17 protein-coding genes are annotated in these 16255 nt (G+C 70.6%); 9 read left to right on the top strand and 8 right to left on the bottom strand.

From position 1 onward, the window contains the following. Nucleotides 1-108 precede the first annotated feature (108 nt). Together ACZ601_RS30620 and ACZ601_RS30625 are read left to right on the top strand one after the other, a co-directional pair. The gene (locus ACZ601_RS30620; protein ID WP_123523508.1) at nucleotides 109-483 is read left to right on the top strand and encodes a F0F1 ATP synthase subunit epsilon; all 375 of its coding nucleotides are present in this window, start codon (nucleotides 109-111) and stop codon (nucleotides 481-483) included. 140 nt (nucleotides 484-623) lie between these two features. Continuing rightward, nucleotides 624-1070, top strand: coding sequence for a DUF2550 domain-containing protein (locus ACZ601_RS30625; RefSeq protein ID WP_037777657.1), 447 nt, complete (start codon nucleotides 624-626; stop codon nucleotides 1068-1070). An 89-nt stretch (nucleotides 1071-1159) separates the two neighbouring features. Here the strand turns inward: ACZ601_RS30625 and ACZ601_RS30630 are convergent, their stop codons facing one another. The 3 genes from ACZ601_RS30630 to ACZ601_RS30640 all read right to left on the bottom strand — a co-directional run bounded on the left by ACZ601_RS30630 (nucleotide 1160) and on the right by ACZ601_RS30640 (nucleotide 5069). Next, nucleotides 1160-3046 carry a glycosyl hydrolase family 18 protein gene (locus ACZ601_RS30630; RefSeq protein ID WP_469544144.1) on the bottom strand — a complete coding sequence of 629 codons (1887 nt, stop codon included), beginning with the start codon at nucleotides 3044-3046 and terminating at the stop codon, nucleotides 1160-1162. 179 nt (nucleotides 3047-3225) lie between these two features. Next, a complete protein-coding gene (locus tag ACZ601_RS30635; protein ID WP_469544147.1) occupies nucleotides 3226-3873 on the bottom strand; it encodes a response regulator in 648 nt (215 codons plus the stop codon). Then, complete coding sequence (locus ACZ601_RS30640) at nucleotides 3870-5069, bottom strand: sensor histidine kinase (RefSeq protein WP_469544318.1); 1200 nt, start codon at nucleotides 5067-5069, stop codon at nucleotides 3870-3872. The genes ACZ601_RS30635 and ACZ601_RS30640 overlap by 4 nt, the downstream gene beginning before the upstream one ends. A 151-nt stretch (nucleotides 5070-5220) precedes the next feature. Between ACZ601_RS30640 and ACZ601_RS30645 the strand changes: the two genes are divergently transcribed. Further along, nucleotides 5221-5796 (top strand): hypothetical protein, encoded by a 576-nt coding sequence (locus ACZ601_RS30645; protein WP_469544151.1) that lies wholly within the window; start codon nucleotides 5221-5223, stop codon nucleotides 5794-5796. 52 nt (nucleotides 5797-5848) lie between these two features. On the opposite strand, the gene ACZ601_RS30650 is transcribed toward ACZ601_RS30645, so the two are convergent. The 3 genes from ACZ601_RS30650 to ACZ601_RS30660 are packed head-to-tail and all read right to left on the bottom strand — an operon-like array spanning nucleotide 5849 to nucleotide 7976. Further along, nucleotides 5849-6421: a cob(I)yrinic acid a,c-diamide adenosyltransferase gene (locus ACZ601_RS30650; protein WP_469544153.1), complete on the bottom strand. Its 573-nt coding sequence runs from the start codon at nucleotides 6419-6421 to the stop codon at nucleotides 5849-5851. A gap of 13 nt (nucleotides 6422-6434) precedes the next feature. After that, nucleotides 6435-7184 (bottom strand): ABC transporter permease, encoded by a 750-nt coding sequence (locus tag ACZ601_RS30655; RefSeq protein ID WP_440572973.1) that lies wholly within the window; start codon nucleotides 7182-7184, stop codon nucleotides 6435-6437. 12 nt (nucleotides 7185-7196) lie between these two features. Next, the gene (locus ACZ601_RS30660) at nucleotides 7197-7976 is read right to left on the bottom strand and encodes an ABC transporter ATP-binding protein (protein WP_469544156.1); all 780 of its coding nucleotides are present in this window, start codon (nucleotides 7974-7976) and stop codon (nucleotides 7197-7199) included. An 82-nt stretch (nucleotides 7977-8058) separates the two neighbouring features. Between ACZ601_RS30660 and ACZ601_RS30665 the strand changes: the two genes are divergently transcribed. The 4 genes from ACZ601_RS30665 to ACZ601_RS30680 all read left to right on the top strand — a co-directional run bounded on the left by ACZ601_RS30665 (nucleotide 8059) and on the right by ACZ601_RS30680 (nucleotide 12972). Then, entirely contained in the window at nucleotides 8059-8700 is a 642-nt protein-coding gene (locus tag ACZ601_RS30665; RefSeq protein ID WP_469544159.1) for a TetR/AcrR family transcriptional regulator, read from the top strand. 130 nt (nucleotides 8701-8830) lie between these two features. Next, on the top strand, nucleotides 8831-9679 hold the full coding sequence (locus ACZ601_RS30670; protein ID WP_440572978.1) for a 3-hydroxyacyl-CoA dehydrogenase family protein: 849 nt from the start codon (nucleotides 8831-8833) through the stop codon (nucleotides 9677-9679). A gap of 238 nt (nucleotides 9680-9917) precedes the next feature. Further along, nucleotides 9918-10241 carry an STAS domain-containing protein gene (locus tag ACZ601_RS30675; protein WP_440572976.1) on the top strand — a complete coding sequence of 108 codons (324 nt, stop codon included), beginning with the start codon at nucleotides 9918-9920 and terminating at the stop codon, nucleotides 10239-10241. Nucleotides 10242-10482: 241 nt separating this feature from the next. After that, nucleotides 10483-12972: an ATP-binding protein gene (locus ACZ601_RS30680; protein WP_469544163.1), complete on the top strand. Its 2490-nt coding sequence runs from the start codon at nucleotides 10483-10485 to the stop codon at nucleotides 12970-12972. Between the two features lie 266 nt (nucleotides 12973-13238). Here ACZ601_RS30680 and nucS read toward each other — a convergent pair whose 3' ends face one another. Then, nucleotides 13239-13910 (bottom strand): endonuclease NucS, encoded by a 672-nt coding sequence (nucS, locus tag ACZ601_RS30685; RefSeq protein ID WP_440579286.1) that lies wholly within the window; start codon nucleotides 13908-13910, stop codon nucleotides 13239-13241. A gap of 263 nt (nucleotides 13911-14173) precedes the next feature. Between nucS and ACZ601_RS30690 the strand changes: the two genes are divergently transcribed. Further along, entirely contained in the window at nucleotides 14174-14566 is a 393-nt protein-coding gene (locus ACZ601_RS30690; RefSeq protein WP_024490852.1) for an SCO5389 family protein, read from the top strand. Between the two features lie 90 nt (nucleotides 14567-14656). On the opposite strand, the gene ACZ601_RS30695 is transcribed toward ACZ601_RS30690, so the two are convergent. Next, on the bottom strand, nucleotides 14657-15700 hold the full coding sequence (locus tag ACZ601_RS30695) for an LLM class flavin-dependent oxidoreductase (RefSeq protein ID WP_469544167.1): 1044 nt from the start codon (nucleotides 15698-15700) through the stop codon (nucleotides 14657-14659). A 209-nt stretch (nucleotides 15701-15909) separates the two neighbouring features. Between ACZ601_RS30695 and ACZ601_RS30700 the strand changes: the two genes are divergently transcribed. Further along, the gene (locus ACZ601_RS30700) at nucleotides 15910-16239 is read left to right on the top strand and encodes an ATP/GTP-binding protein (protein ID WP_073736866.1); all 330 of its coding nucleotides are present in this window, start codon (nucleotides 15910-15912) and stop codon (nucleotides 16237-16239) included. The last annotated feature ends 16 nt before the right edge of the window (nucleotides 16240-16255 follow it).

Consider the following 16255-nt stretch of genomic DNA (forward strand, 5'->3'; position numbering starts at 1 on the left):
CTCCGGCTCACCGAGGGGGACGGGGTGCGTCCCGTCCCCCTCACCACGCCCCGTAGAATTGACCCAACACCCGGCATGACCGCCGGGTGGTGACCCGAGGAGCCACCCTTGGCTGCTGAGCTGCACGTCGAGCTGGTCGCGGCGGACCGTAGTGTCTGGTCCGGCGAGGCCACCCTGGTCGTCGCGCGCACCACGTCCGGCGACATCGGCGTCATGCCCGGTCACCAGCCGCTTCTGGGTGTGCTGGAATCGGGCCCGGTGACGATCCGTACGAGCGATGGCTCCACTGTCATCGCCGCGGTGCACGGCGGTTTCATCTCGTTCGCGGACAACAAGCTCTCGCTGCTGGCGGAGATCGCCGAGCTGGCGGACGAGATCGATGTCGAGCGCGCGGAGCGTGCGCTGGAACGTGCGAAGTCGGACACGGACGGCGCCGCCGAGCGTCGCGCCGATGTGCGACTGCGTGCGGTGGCGGCGCCGTAGCCGCCCCGCGCAATGGCTTTACCCTCAGCCGCGGCCCGAGCTGGAGACCTCTCCAGACCGTGTCGCGGCTGAGGCGATGCAGGTGCAGGTGAAGTTCGGGCGGTATCCGTTTACTCGATGACGCGAGGAGGTCGGTGGAGATGTTCCTCGCGCTGTGGGTGGGCGGGCTGGTCGTCGCACTGGTCGCGGTTGGTCTCTTCGTCTTCGGTCTGCGCCGGCGGCTGATTCAGCGCTCCGGCGGGACCTTCGACTGCAGCCTGCGCTGGAATGTGCCCGTGGAGCCCGATCTGTCGGGCAAGGGCTGGGTGTACGGCGTCGCCCGGTACAGCGGCGACAAGGTGAACTGGTTCCGGGTCTTCAGCTACTCCCCGCGTCCGCGCCGGGTGCTGGAGCGTTCCGCGATCGAGGTCGTCGCCCGCCGGATGCCGGAGGGCGAGGAGGAGCTCGCGCTCCTCTCCGACGCCATCGTGCTCGGCTGTCTCCACCGTGAGACCCGCCTTGAGCTGGCGATGAGCGAGGACGCGCTGACCGGCTTCCTCGCCTGGCTGGAGGCGGCACCGCCCGGCCAGAGGGTGAATGTGGCGTAGCGCCACCCATACGAAAACCGGGGAGACAGGGGGCGGACCTGTCTCCCCGGTGCTTTTCGGGGGTTACGCGGGTTGCTGAGCGGCGGTGACTACTTGAGGCCGCTGTTCATCGCGCTCACGAGTTCACCGTTGCTGGTGTCCCCGCTGAACTCCCAGAAGAACGCGCCTCCCAGGCCCTGGTTCTTCGCCCAGGTCATCTTGGACGAGATGGTGGCGGGGGTGTCGTAGCTCCACCAGTTGGTGCCGCAGTGCGCGTAGGCGGTACCGGCGATCGTGCCGGTGGCGGGGCAGCTGTTCTTGAGGACCTTGTAGTCCTCGATGCCCGCCTCGTACGTTCCCGGGGCGGCGCCGGTGGCGGTGCCGCCGGGCGCGTCCTGGGTGACCCCGGTCCAGCCCCGGCCGTAGAAGCCGATGCCGAGCAGCAGCTTCGAGGCGGGGACGCCCTGGGCCTTCAGCTTGGCGATGGCCTCGGAGGAGCTGAACCCGGCCTTCGGGATGCCGGTGTACGGGGTGAGCGGGGAGTGCGGAGCCGTCGGGCCCTTCGCGTCCCAGGCGCCGAAGAAGTCGTAGGTCATCACGTTGTACCAGTTCAGCGACTGTGCGGCGCCCGCGTAGTCGGCGACGTCGATCTTGCCGCCGTCGGAGCCGTCCGCCGTGATGGCGGCGGTCACCAGATTGTTGCTGCCGAACTTGGTGCGCAGCGCGGAGGTGAGCGACTTCAGCGCGGCCGGGCCGCTGGTGTCACAGGTCAGACCGCAGGCGTTGGGGTACTCCCAGTCGATGTCGATGCCGTCGAAGACATCGGCCCAGCGGGGGTCCTCCACCAGCTTGTAGCAGGAGTCGGCGAACGCGGCCGGGTTCTGCGCGGCCTGGCCGAAGCCGCCGGACCAGGTCCAGCCGCCGAAGGACCACAGGACCTTGATGTTCGGGTACTTGGCCTTGAGCTTGCGCAGCTGGTTGAAGCTGCCGCGCAGGGGCTGGTCCCAGGTGTCGGCCACGCCGTCGACGGACTTGTCAGCGGTGTACGCCATGTCGTAGTCGGCGTAGGAGTCACCGATCGTGCACTTGCCGCCCTGGACGTTGCCGAAGGCGTAGTTGATGTGCGTGATCTTCGCGGCCGAACCGGAGGTGTCCATGTTCTTGACGTGGTAGTTGCGGCCGTAGACACCCCAGTCGGTGAAGTAACCGAGGTTGACCTTGTCGCCGGTGCCGGGCCCGCCCGGGTCGGTGCCGCCGCCCCCGGTGGTGTGCACCTTGACCGCGCCGCTGACCGGACCGGTCTGGTCGGCGGTGTCGCGGGCCTGCACGGTGTACGAGTAGTCGGTGCCGGCGGTGAGACCGGTGTTGGTGTACGTGGTGCCGGTGACCGTGGCGACGACCGCGCCGTCCCGCAGGACGTCGTAGTTCTTGATGCCCTTGTCGTCGGTGGCCGCGCTCCAGCTCAGCTTCGCGGAGGTGTTGGTGATGGCGCTCGCGGTGGGGGTGCCGGGTGCGGAGGGGGCGTTGTCACCGGGCACGCTGCCGCCGTCGCAGGAGGCGCCGTTCAGCTTGCAGTTGGTGGCGGCGCCGGAACCGGAGCCGGTGCCGTTGAAGCCGAAGGAGACGCTGGCGCCCGGCGCGACCGAGCCGTTCCAGCCGAGGTTCTTGGCGGTCCAGTGGTTTCCGGAGCTGGTGACGGTGGCGTCCCAGGCGGAACCGACACCGGTGCCGGCCGGGAAGTCCCACTCGATGGTCCAGGAGCTGAGGGCGGTGGTGCCGGTGTTCTTCACCGTCCACTGGCCCTCGAAGCCGCTGCCCCAGTCGGACTTCTTCACATAGGTGGCGGTCGCCGAGGTCGCGGCTTCGGCCGGGGAGGCCATGCCGACCATCGCGGCGAGCGGGAGGAGCAGTGCGGTGAGGCCCGCGACGGCTCTTGATCTGGTGGCTTTCCCGGCCCCGAGTCTGAATCGGGTCCGGCGGGGGGTCTCAGTGCTCAACGGTGCTCCTGGGGTGAGGTCCGGACAAACGGGGATGGTCCGTCGACTGCAAACCCTGCGCCGCCCTGAGTACGCCTTGTCATGTCGTACTCACCGCAGTGTGTTCGGTGAGATTAAGAAGGTCTGGACCAATCGTCAAGAGGTCCAGACCAAAGATCGTGGTACGGCCGGAGTAAACCTCAGATGCCCAACTCCTGTGCCAGTACCGCCGCCTGGACCCGGCTGCGCAGCCCGAGCTTCCCCAGCACCCTGCTGACGTGCGTCTTCACCGTCGCCTCCGCCATCGAAAGCCGCACCGCGACCTCCGCGTTCGACAGCCCCTCACCGAGGCAGCCCAGCACCTCGCGCTCGCGCCGGGTGAGGGAGTCCAGCACCGCCCGGTCCGCGGTGTCCGGCGGCGCGGCGGTGGCACCCGCGAACTCCGCGATCAGCCGGCGCGTCACCGCCGGGGCGATCAGGCCCTCGCCGCTCGCCACCGTGCGGACCGCTTCGAGCAGGGCGCGCGCCTCCGTGTCCTTCAACAGGAAGCCCGACGCCCCGGCCCGCAGCGCGCCGAAGACGTAACTGTCCAGATCGAAGGTGGTCAGCACCAGCACATCCGCCAGCCCCTCGGACACCACCTGCCTCGTCGCCGACACCCCGTCCAGCCTGGGCATCTGGATGTCCATCAGCACCAGATCGGGGCGCAGCTCACGGGCCAGCCGCACCGCCGCCTCCCCGTCACCGGCCTCCCCGACGACCTCGATGTCCGGTGCGCTGCCCAGGATGAGCACCAGCCCCGCACGCACCGCCGACTGGTCCTCGGCCACCAGAACCCGGATGCTCATGCCCGCACGCTTCTTTCCCCGACGGGCAGTTCAGCCCGTACACGCCAGATCTTCGTCCCGATCCCGGCCGGTACCGGTCCCGCCTCGAACTCCCCGCCGAGCAGCGCCACCCGCTCCCGCATCCCGGTCAGTCCGGCCCCGGATCCGGGCGCGCGCGGACCGGGCCGGTCCCCGAGGGCGCTGGTGACCTCCACCGTCAGCCGCCGCCCCGGCCGCTGCCCCAGCCGGACCGTGACCGGCCCCGGCCCGGCGTGCTTGAGCGCGTTGGTGAGGGACTCCTGCACGATGCGGTACGCGGCCAGCTCGACCGGCGCCGGCAGGGGACCGGTTCCGGTGCGGGAGTCCTCCAGCACACAAGTCAATCCGCTGGAGGCGGCGTTCGTACGGTGCTGTTCGATCAGGGCGTCCAGCGAACCGAGGGTGGGCGAGGCACTGGGTCCGGGATCCGCCGCGCCGGTCCGCAGCAGCCCGATCAGACGGCGCATTTCGGCCAGACCGTCGACGCTGTTCTCCCGGATGACGCCGAGGGCGTTCCGGGACGTCTCCGGCTCGTCGATGGAGAGCGCGGCCGTTGAGTGGATGGCGATCGCGGAGAGGTGGTTGGCCACCAGGTCGTGCAGCTCGCGCGCCATCCGGGCCCGCTCCTCTGTCACCGCCTGCGCCCGGTCCATCTCGGCCAGCAGAGCCGTCTGATCGGCGCGCAGCCGCTCGGTCTCGGCGGCGTCGCGATGGTTGCGCACACTGACCCCGGTGAGCGCGGGCACGAACGAGACCAGTCCGGTGACGATGCCGATGAGCAGCGCCTCGGCACTGCGGAACCAGGCCAGGAAGCCGACCGTGACGGTGACCGTGATCAGGAGGGTGGCCACCGGGATGCGCCGGGCGGCCGCCGGGGTGCCGTACAGCACGGCGGCGTACATGACGTCGGTGTACAGCAGTACGGTCGCCAGGTTCCCGGCCGTGAACTGGTCCATGACCAGCGCCAGGGTGCCGATGACCAGGGCGGTCTGCGGCGCGCTCCGGCGCAGCAGCGCCAGCGCCGCCATCACGGCGAGCGGGACCAGCTCGATCCCGGGGGCGTCGAGGGGCCGGCCGTTCTGCATGTGCAGGCCGAGCAGCCACAGCACCACGCCGCCGGACAGACCGGCGACCGCGATGAGGACGTCGTCGCGGTGGGGGCGGGGATGGATGAGCACCCTGCCATCCAACACGGCGGGCCGCCGGCGGACCTCCGTACGGGGAGTGAGCCGCGAGTACATCGAAGTATGCAGTGGCGGTTCGTCACTCCGGGCGACGACCGGGGGCGCCGGGGCGGCGACGCTGGAGGGGAGCGAAAGGAGCAGGACCGTGATCGTCACGCTGATCGTTCTCTGCGAGATCGCCTTCTGGGTGCTGCTGGCCGCGGGGCTCGCGCTGCGCTACGTGGCGAAGAAGCCGCGGCTCGGTGGTGCGGTGCTGCTGTGCGAGCCGCTGCTGGAGGTGGTCCTGCTGGTGGTGACGGCCGTCGACCTGAAGAACGGTGCCGCCCCGGACTGGAAGCACGGGCTGGCCGCCGTGTACATCGGCTTCACGGTGGGCCTCGGCCACTCGACGATCCGCTGGGTCGACGCCCACGTCGCCCACCGCTTCGCGGGCGGACCGCCACCGGTGAAGCCGCCGAAGTACGGGATGGCGCGGGCGGTCCACGAGTGGCGGGTGGCCGGACGGTGGACGCTGGCCGCCGTGACGGCGCTGGCGCTGCTCCAGGCGGCGGTCTGGTACGTGGGAGGGGACGGGGACGTGGCATCGCTGCGGTCCTGGCAGCGGACGATGCTGTTCGTGGTCGGGATCAATTTGGTGATCGCGGCGAGCTACACGGTGTTCCCGAAGCGGGGCGCGGAGCAGGAGCGGGATACGACGAGGGTGCCGGGCCCGCCCGGGTGAGGCTTGTCCTCAATCGCCGGACGGGCTGGAAGTGCGGGACGGGCGCGCTCTGCTACCGTTCGCCGCCCGGTACCCACAGCACGTCGCCGACCTCCTTGTTCGCCACCCGGGCCAGGATGAACAGCAGGTCGGAGAGGCGGTTGAGGTAGGTCGCCGTCAGCGGGTTCATCACCTCGCCGTGCGCCTCGAACGCCGCCCAGGTGGACCGCTCGGCGCGCCGGACCACGGTGCAGGCCTGGTGCAGCAGCGCGGCGCCCGGAGTGCCGCCCGGCAGGATGAAGCTGCGGAGCTTCTCCACCTGCTCCAGGAAGTGATCGCAGTCCGCCTCCAGCTTGTCGATGTAGAACTGCTCCACCCGCAGCGGCGGGTACTTCGGCTCCTCGACGACCGGGGTCGACAGGTCGGCGCCCACGTCGAACAGGTCGTTCTGTACGCGGACGAGGACCTTCACGACGTCGTCGGTGAGCTGCCCGAGCGCGATCGCCGTACCGATGACCGCGTTGGCCTCGTTGGTGTCGGCGTACGCGGAGATCCGCAGATCGGTCTTGGCGGTCCGGCTCATGTCGCCGAGGGCGGTGGTGCCCTGGTCGCCGGTACGGGTGTAGATGCGCGTCAGATTGACCATGCGGTCAGCCTAGTTATGCCCCGGCCCTCCGGAAGACGCGTGTGCCCACCGTCACGGCGAGCGCCGCGAGTCCGAGGGCGACCAGCACCCCGTACAGCATGTGCGCGGTGGCGTACGAGCCGGTGTACGCGTCCCGTACCGCGTCCACGAGATAGCGGAACGGCGTGAAGTGGGAGAGCACGTCCAGCCACGCCGGCCCCAGGGTCATCGGCAGCATCAGCCCGGAGAGCAGCATGGCCGGCATGGTGAGCGAGTTGATCACCGGGCCGAACTCCTGCGGCGTGTTCACCTTCATGGCCAGGGCGTACGAGAGCGAGGCCAGCGAGACCGTCAGCAGACCGGTGAACGCGAAGCCGATCAGTACTCCGGGCAGCGGCGCGCGCAGCCCCATGACCAGGGCGGCCAGCACCAGCAGCACCGCCTGGAACAGGAACAACAGGGTGTCCCGCAGCACCCGACCCAGCAGCAGTGCTGGCCGGCTGACCGGCGTCACCCGCATCCGCTCCACCACCCCGGTCGATTTGTCGATGATGATGGCGAAACCGGCGAACGAGGCGCCGAACAGGCCGAGCTGGAGCAGCAGTCCGGGGACCAGGATCTGCCAGGAGTCACCGGAGCTGCCGAGCGGCAGACCGGTGAGCAGCGGACCGAAGAGGAGCAGGTACAGCAGCGGCATGAGGATGCCGAAGAGGATCTGGAACTTCGAGCGCAGGGTCTGCCGGGCGTACCGCCCGAAGATCAGCGCGGTGTCGTGGAGAAGCATCGGGTTCGGTTCCTAAACGGCGACGGGAGCGGTCTCTGCGGCGGGGGCGCGGCCGGTGATCGCGAGGAAGGCCTCCTGGAGCGAGGCCGCGGGGGAGCCCGCGTGACGGGTCTTCAGCGCGGTCGGCGTGCCCTGCGCGGCCACCACGCCGCCGTCGATCACGACCAGCCGGTCGGCAAGGGCGTCCGCCTCGTCGAGGTAGTGGGTGGTGAGCACGACGGTGGTGCCGTACGCGTCGCGCAGCCGTCGCACCAGGTTCCACAGATCGGTGCGGCTGCCCGGGTCGAGGCCGGTGGTCGGCTCGTCCAGGAAGAGCAGTGGCGGCCGGTGGGTGAGTCCCATCGCGATGTCGAGCCGTCGCCGCTGGCCCCCGGAGAGCGAGGCCGTCCTGCGGTCGAGCAGCTCCGACAGGCCCAGCTCCCCGGCCAGCTCACCGGCGCGGGCGACCGCCGCGGCCTTGCCGAGCCGGTACATCCGGCCCTGGGTGACCAGCTCCTCCCGCACCGTGATGTGCGGGTCCACCCCGCCGGACTGGGCGACGTACCCGCAGTTCTCCCGTACGCCGGCCGGGTCCGCGAGGAGGTCGTGGCCGGCGACGGTGGCGGCGCCGCCGGTCGGGGTGAGCAGCGTGGTGAGCATGCGCAGCGTGGTGGTCTTGCCGGCTCCGTTGGGGCCGAGCAGTCCGACGATCTCGCCGGCCGCGACGGTCAGATCGACGGAGCGTACGGCCTGGACCGGACCGGCCTTGGTGTCGAAGGTCCGGGCGAGCCCGGCCGTGCTGATGATTGGCATAGCGACCACAAAAACAGAGTCAATGAAAAATTGCAATGACACCAAATATTCAGGCACCCCAGTCGAGCTCTACGATGGGTCCATGGCTGAGGGACTCAGGGAGCGCAAGAAGCGCCGGACCAGGCAGCACCTCTCGGACGTGGCCACCGGTCTCTTCCTCGAACGGGGCTTCGACGCGGTCACCATCGCGGAGGTCGCCCGTGCCGCCGACGTCTCGGTGAACACGGTCTACAACTACTTCCCGACCAAGGAGGACCTCTTCCTGGACCGCAGCAGCGGCATCGTCGACCGGCTCTCGCGGTACGTCCGGGGCCGGGACGACGGCGAGTCCGCCGCGGAGGCCGTCCTGCGCGAACTGCGCGTCCAGGTGGAGGGCGTGTCGCCCACCGTCGGACTGATCGAGGGGTACGAGAGCTTCATGCGGGTCATCCAGGGCGCCGACGGTCTCAAGGCCCGCCTCTGGCACATACAGCAGGAGGCCCTCCTGCGTCTGGAGGAGACGCTCCTGGAGGAGTCGGGCGCGGAGCCGGGGGACGCCGTCCCGGTCCTGGTGGCCGGTCAGCTCTCGTGGGTGCACAGCACGCTCATGGGGTACATCGGGCGCGAGATGGTCGCGGGCCGCAGGGCCGCCGAGGTGTCCAGGGAGGCCCTCGTCCTGCTCGACGACATGGAGGACCTGCTGGGCGAAAAGGTGCTCAACTACGCCCGGCGCGCAGCCGAATGACGCATCCCGGTGTGATGTCCGTCATTTGAGACGTGACGCGCATCTCTTAGCGGCCCCAGCACCCCCCACGGGGACTAACCTCCGCCGGAGAGTATGGAACAGAAGCCGGATGGAAAGCAGGGGTGTCGACGTGGCCAGGAAGCTCGCCGTTATCGGAGCCGGACTCATGGGGTCCGGCATCGCGCAGGTCTCCGCCCAGGCGGGCTGGGACGTCGTGCTGCGGGATGTCACCGACGCGGCCCTGAACCGCGGCCGTGACGGCATCAAGGCTTCCTACGACAAGTTCGTCTCCAAGGGCAAGCTCGCGGCGGCCGACGCCGAGGCCGCGCTCGCCCGCATCACCACGACCACCGATCTCGACGCGGTCGCGGACGCGGACGTCGTCGTCGAGGCCGTCTTCGAGAAGCTGGAGGTGAAGCACGAGATCTTCCGGGCCCTCGACAAGATCGTCCGGGACGACGCGGTGCTCGCCTCCAACACCTCTGCCATCCCGATCACCAAGATCGCGGCGGTGACCGAGCGCCCGGAGCGCGTCGTCGGTGTGCACTTCTTCTCGCCGGTCCCGATGATGCAGCTCTGCGAGCTGGTACGCGGCTACAAGACGAGCGACGAAACCCTGGCCGCCGCGCGGGAGTTCGCCGAGTCGGTCGGCAAGACCTGCATCGTCGTCAACCGTGACGTGGCCGGCTTCGTCACCACCCGGCTGATCTCGGCGCTGGTCGTCGAGGCCGCCAAACTGTACGAGTCGGGCGTCGCCTCGGCCGAGGACATCGACATCGCCTGCAAGCTCGGTTTCGGCCACGCCATGGGCCCGCTCGCCACCGCGGACCTGACCGGCGTCGACATCCTGCTGCACGCCACCGGAAACATCTACACCGAGTCCCAGGACGAGAAGTTCGCCGCTCCGGAGCTGATGCGCCGGATGGTCGATGCAGGTGACATCGGCCGCAAGAGCGGGCAGGGTTTTTACACCTACTGATCGTTTCTGGCCCTCCGGTGCCTGATCTGCCGTCAATCAGGCCCGGAGGCCACGGGGGCCGCCCCCGGAATCAGTGGATCCGCAGGGGGATCCACGGCGGGCCCGGTTCACTCCACGGAGTGAATTCGGTATCGGTTCGCTTACAGACGGCAACTTCCCTGTCGCTGTCGCAGTCAGTTGGGGCAGAGACAGTTTCAGACAGACGGACCTTGCTACGGAGCATTCCAGGGGAGCGCATATGCACATCAGGGGCGACCACGCCGAGCTGGTCGTCGGGGGCCGCCTCGACGTCCGAAGCGCGGCGGACGCCCGTACGGTCCTGCACTCGGCCCTCGACGACGGAGTCGGCGATCTGGTGCTGGACCTGACCGAGCTGGATTCATGGGATGCCACCGGACTCGGTGTCATCATGGGCGCGCACAGACGGGCCGGGCGGTCCGGCCGGCGGCTGGTGCTCCGCGGGGTGCCACCGCAGATGCAACGACTTCTGGTGGCCACCAGACTGCACCGCATCCTGGCCATCGAGGGCGGACTCGCGGCGGAGTCCCTGCCACGCGTCTGAGGTACCCGACGGGCGGCGGACACCCGTCCGCACCCGCGGCCGGTCCCGCACAATCCTCACGAGACCGTGATCTGTCGGGCGGCACGGCACCCCGGATGTTCGTAGATACTGTGCGAAGGTTTAGGGTTCGGCCGTCTGCCGATTGACGGACCCACCTGGCTGACACCGGACCGGAAGCAACAGCTGGACGTGCGAGGCCGGGAGGGACAACCGCGCTCGACGCGTCTTGGGGGCTTTGGCGATGGACCCGACACACCGGGGGCCGGAAGAGTACGGCCACGACAGCAACGGCTCCGCGCAGGACGCCGGCCGCCGGCGCCCCGCCCGCGATCCGCTGACGCCCGATTTCGGTCAGCAAACACCGCAGCAGGCCCGCGTCGTCCAGCTCATATCGGGCAGCCTCCTGCTCACGGTCAACCCGGTCGACGGCAGCGAGGTCGAACCCGTCCGGCCGGGCGAGCACCCCGCGGAGCCGGTCCGCCGCACCCCCGAGGAGCGCGCGGACCGCGAACGCGCCGCCGCACCGCCCGTGCCGCCCGGACCCCCCGTCCTCCAGCTGCCCCTCCTGGAACGCGCGGACGAACGCGAGCGGCTGGTCCGCCTGCTGGCCCGAGGACGCTCGGTACGGCTCACCGGACCGGCCGGATCCGGCCGAACCGCGCTCCTCGAAGCGGTCGCCGCGGACTGCGCGCGACTCGCACCGGACGGAGTCGTCCGGCTCAACGGCCACAAGCGGACCGTCACCGACCTGCTGTACGGACTCTTCGACGCCATCCACGACGCACCGCTGCACCGCCCGGACCGGGCGCTGCTGCTGGAGAAGCTGCGCACCACCGGCGCCGTCGTCGTCCTGGACGACCTGGAGCTCGGCGGCGCCGCGCTGGACGAACTGTTCGACGCGACGCCCGAATGCGCCTTCCTGCTCGCCGCGACGCCCGACGTCGCCGCACCGGACCCGGACTCCCACCTCGAAGAGGTCTTCCTCACCGGTCTCGACCGCGACGCCTCTGTCGTCCTGATGGAGCGGGTGGTCGAACGGCCGCTCACCGAGGAGGAGGCCAACTGGGCGGGCGACCTCTGGTTCGAGTCCGAGGGCCTCCCGCTGCGCTTCGTCCAGGCGGGCGCCCTGCTGCGCCAGCGCGACCTGCTGCGCGCCGACCCCACCGCGTACGACGAGTACGGCTACCTCGACAACCGGCCCGCAGAGGCACCGCTGCCGCCCGAACCCCTCGATCTGCCGCTGCCCAGCCTCGGGGAGGGCGCCGCGCCCGCCGCGCTGCTCGCCTCCCGGCTGAGCGACGCGGCCCGCGACACCCTGCGCTTCGCGGTCGCGCTGGGCGGCGAGGTGCCGCACCAGGCGCATCTGCCCGCCCTCGTGGGGGACACCCACGCCGATGCCGCGCTCGGGGAACTGGCCGGCTGCGGGCTGCTCTCCCCGGCCGGGTCCCGCTACCGGCTGGCCGCCGGGGTGCTCGCCCAGCTGGCGGCCGCCGGCTACGGGGACGAGGCCACGGGCCGGGCCCGTACGGCCGCCCAGCACTATGCCTGGTGGGCCGGTCACCCCTCGGTCACCCCCGCCCGGACGGTCGCGGAGGCCGACGCGATCGTCGCGGCGATGACCCAGCTGGTGCCGGGGGACGGGGCCGGGCAGACGAGCGTCGCCGTGCTGCTGGCCCGCAGCGCCTCGCCCGCCTTCGCGGCAGGGCTGCACTGGAGCGCCTGGGAGAAATCCCTGCGGATCGGCCAGGAAGCGGCCCGGATCGCCGGTGAGGTGGCCGAAGAGGCCTACTTCCACCACGAGTTGGGCGTACTCGCGCTCTGCGCCGGTCATCCGGACCGGGCCAGGGCCGAGCTGGAGACCTCCATCAGCATGCGCGGGGCGCTCGCCGACAAGCCGGGGGCCGTGGCCGGGCGCCGGGCGCTCGCCCTGGTCGCGGACCTCTCCGGCGCCGCTGCGGCCGGGCTGGTCACGGTGGACGAGGAAGGGCCGGCGAGCCGCTTCGAGGCGACGCCGTCCGGTGCCACGACGTCCGTCATACCGGTCACGACGCCGGTGCCGTACGCCGATGGCACCGCCACCGTCCTGTCTCGGCAGGCCGCTCCGAAGGGTGCCGGCGGCGGGCCGGGCGGCCGCCTCGCGGTGCTGGGCGGGGCGCGCCGCAATCTCGTCGCCGCGGGTGCGGGTGTGCTGCTGGCCGGAGTGCTCGGCACGGTGGTGACACTCGGGCTGACGTCCAACAGCGATCCGCAGGACGATCCCGCCGTCTCGACCGAGCAGTCGGTGAGCGAGGGCGACGACGGTGAGAACGAGGTCCCGGCCGAGGAGCCGACGGACCGGACGGCTCCGTCCTCCCCGGCGACCGGCTCCACGTCGTCGACGCCGGGGCCGACGGGCACCGGCTCCGCGCCGACCGGCAGCGGGAGTTCGTCCCCGGGGTCGAGTGCGCCTGCGGACACCCCGTCCTCCTCGGGGAAGCCGTCGAGCGACGGGCCGAGCCCGTCCGACACGTCGTCCAGGTCGTCCGAGCCGCCGGAGTCGGATCCGCCGCCGGTGAGCGAGTCCCCGAGCACTTCTGTTCCGCCGACGAGTGAGCCGCCGTCGCCCACGGACCCCGAGACGGACGAGCCGACTGAGCCCGGTTCGTCGGACTCGGCGAGTGGGCCTTCGGGGGCGATGAGCGCGAGTGCGGAGGGGTCCGGGGCGCCGTCGGAGAGCCCGTCGGTGGTCTGAGCGGAAGCGGGGTGCGGGCGCCTGGGGCGGGCGCCTTGTCCTCAATCGCCGGACGGGCTTGATTTGTGCGCCCGTCCGGCAGGGTCCCGGGCTCCGGGGTGAGGATGTGTCCTCAATCGCCGGACGGGCTTGAGGTGTCGGACGGGCTTGAAATGAGCGCCCGCCCGGCGGGGTTCCGGTCTCCGGAGTGAGGGTGTGTCCTCAATCGCCGGACGGGTTGAGGTGTCGGACGGGGTTGATAGGCCCGGCGGGTTTGTTTCGCGTTGTCAGAACAGGCGGAGTTTGTCGTCCTCGATGCCGCGCATCGCGTTGTAGTCGAGGACCACGCAGCCGATCCCTCGGTCCGTTGCCAGTACGCGGGCCTGGGGCTTGATCTCCTGGGCGGCGAAGATGCCCTTCACCGGGGCGAGATGCGGATCGCGGTTGAGCAGCTCCAGGTAGCGGGTCAGCTGTTCCACGCCGTCGATGTCGCCGCGCCGCTTCAGCTCGACGGCCACGGTCCCGCCGTCGGCGTCGCGGCACAGGATGTCGACCGGGCCGATGGCGGTGAAGTACTCGCGGCGGATCAGCGTGTAACCCTCGCCGAGGGTCTCGATCCGGTCAGCGAGCAGCTCCTGGAGGTGGGCCTCCACGCCGTCCTTGATCAGACCGGGATCGACGCCCAGTTCGTGCGACGAGTCATGGAGGATTTCCTCCATGGTGATGATCAGTTTTTCGCCCGCCTTGTTCACCACGGTCCAGACGCCCTCGGTGTCGCCGGAGCCCTCTTTCAGGGTGCACGGCGGCGACATCCAGTTGAGCGGTTTGTACGCCCTGTCGTCGGCGTGGATCGACACGCTCCCGTCCGCCTTCACCAGGATCAGACGGGGAGCGGAGGGCAGGTGGGCCGTGAGCCGGCCCGCGTAGTCCACGGAGCAGCGGGCGATGACGAGACGCATGGTGGGCAACGCTACTCGACGACAGGCGGTCGACGCGATTCACCCACCCGTCACTCCATCCCCGTCCCTACCTGACCGAATCTGGCTTGTCCGTCTTTGAACCCCTTCGTTATTGGCCGGTTGTGTTCCCAATCTCCTGGTGCGGCCCGGACTGCGCCCTTACCGTGGATGCAGGAGGTCGCCGTCTGTGCACGCTGCGTCGCCGTCCTCCTTCCCTGCCCGTAAGGCTCCGGCACTCTGCCGGGGTCGCGAGAGGAGAACCCATGTCGCTCGACGTCTCACCGGCGCTGTTGGAACAGGCCGAGCGAGGCGAGGTCGACGAAGCCGACTTCGTCGACTGCGTCCGGACCTCCCTGCCCTTCGCGTGGGAGATGATCAGCTCGCTGGTGGCTCAGCTGAAGGTCGACGGCGGCGAGTTCGCCGACAACCAGACGCCGCCGCCCAGCGAGCAGGCACGCGGCCAGCTGCTGCGCGCACTCGCAAGTGACGCGATCCGCGGCGCGCTGCAGCGGCACTTCGGAGTGCGTCTGGCATTCCAGAACTGCCACCGCGTCGCGGTGTTCCCGCTGGACGCCTCGGTCGACGACCGGCTGGCCAAGTTCACCTCGGTGAGGGGCCAGTTGCTCAACCAGTCGCCCGAACTCCGGGACTGCTGAACGTCGTTGCTGCCGCTCCGGGCCGCGGGAGGTGCGACTGGTCCGGGGCGGCAGCTCCCGTTCGTACGCCGGAAGTGCCCTTTCCGGCGGTCATTTCAGGAGCGGCAGCACTTCGGTGCCCAGCCGCGCTACGTTCTCCTCCGTGGCCACCAGATCTCCCGAGCCCTCGACCAGGAGAGCGAAGCGCGTGATACCCGTGCGCTCCGCCGTGGCCGCGAGCCGGTCCGCCGCGAGCCGGGGCGGGCCCACCGGGTGAATGCCGCACAGCATCTCCGTATAGCCGACCGGGTCGCGCATCACCCGGTGCCGGCCGTCGACCGTGACATGGGCGTCCAGGCCCTGCCGCAGCCAGCCGGGCATGGCCTTCACGAGCGTCTCGGTGGCGTCCTCGACGCGGTCCCCGATCTGGGCCACCCCCGCCGATACGTGGCCGGCCCCCCGCACGCTCTCCGGCGAGCGGCCCGCGGCCAGCGCGGCGGTCCGCCAGAGGCCGACCATCTCGGCCTTCTCCTCGTCCCCGCAGTGCATGCCGAGCAGCATCGGCAGTCCGTTCTCGGCCGCGAGCCGCACGCTCTTCGGCGAGGTGCACGCGACGACCACCTCGGGGCCGCCGGGGTGCTCACCGCTCTCCGGCTCGTACAGTTCGTCGGCCCGGGGGACCACCGCCACCTCGGGGAAGCCGTAACGCTCCCCTCGGCCCGCCACGCGCGGTTCGCGCAGCCAGTCGAGCAACAGTCCCAGGGACTCCGGGAAGCCCCTCTCGTAGGCCTCCAGGCCGCCGCCGAACACCTCCAGGTCGATCCAGGGGCCGCCCCGGCCGACGCCCAGGATGAACCGGCCGCCGCTGGTGAGGTGGAGCAGCGCGGCCTGCTCGCCGAGGGCTACGGGGTGCTGCGTCGGAAGCACGCTCACCGCCGTGCCCACCCGGATTCTGCGGGTGCGGCCGAGCAACAGCGCGGCCAGTGTCACCGCGGACGGGCAGACCCCGTACGGCACGAAATGATGTTCTGCCAGCCAGACCGAGTCGAGTCCGGACTCCTCCGCGACCTCGGCGGACCGGATCGCGCGATGCAGCGCTTCCCCCGGCCCCTGCCCCGGGAACTGGGCTGCCAGTACGAACGTTCCCACACGCATCGCCTATTGCCTCCTTGCGGCCGACGCGGCTCTCCCCTGCTGGCAACAACGTCTGACACGTGCCAAAGGCACGGTCGGGCCGGAAGTTGTTGCGATTTTCCGGTAACCCGCCCCGTCCGTGGCCCGGCGCGCGCGGTGCGGTACGTATGCCCCCGCCGAATGGCCCTACGCTGGACGGGAACTGCCCAGCCTGCCCCGTGAGGTGTCCCGTGTCCCCGCGCCGCAACCGCCCCCGAGGCGGCGAGAGTCCCACCGATAGCGCCGGCGCGGTGGGGGACCGGTACGGGGGTGGCGGGCGCGCGGAGGAGTGGCAGGGCGAGGACTGGTCGGTCCGCCCGGTGAGCGGCGCGAGCGCGGCGGGCAAGCGCTACCGGTGCCCCGGCTGCGACCAGGAGATCCCGTCCGGCGTCCCGCACCTGGTGGCCTGGCCCCAGTACGGCGGCATCGACGACCGCAGGCACTGGCACAAGGCGTGCTGGAACGCGAAGGACCGCCGCACCACGCGGGTGCAGCGGTCCAGGAACGCGCCTCGGTACTGAACGTCCCCCTCCGGTG

This window comes from Streptomyces sp. NPDC104307 (genome assembly GCF_055584045.1).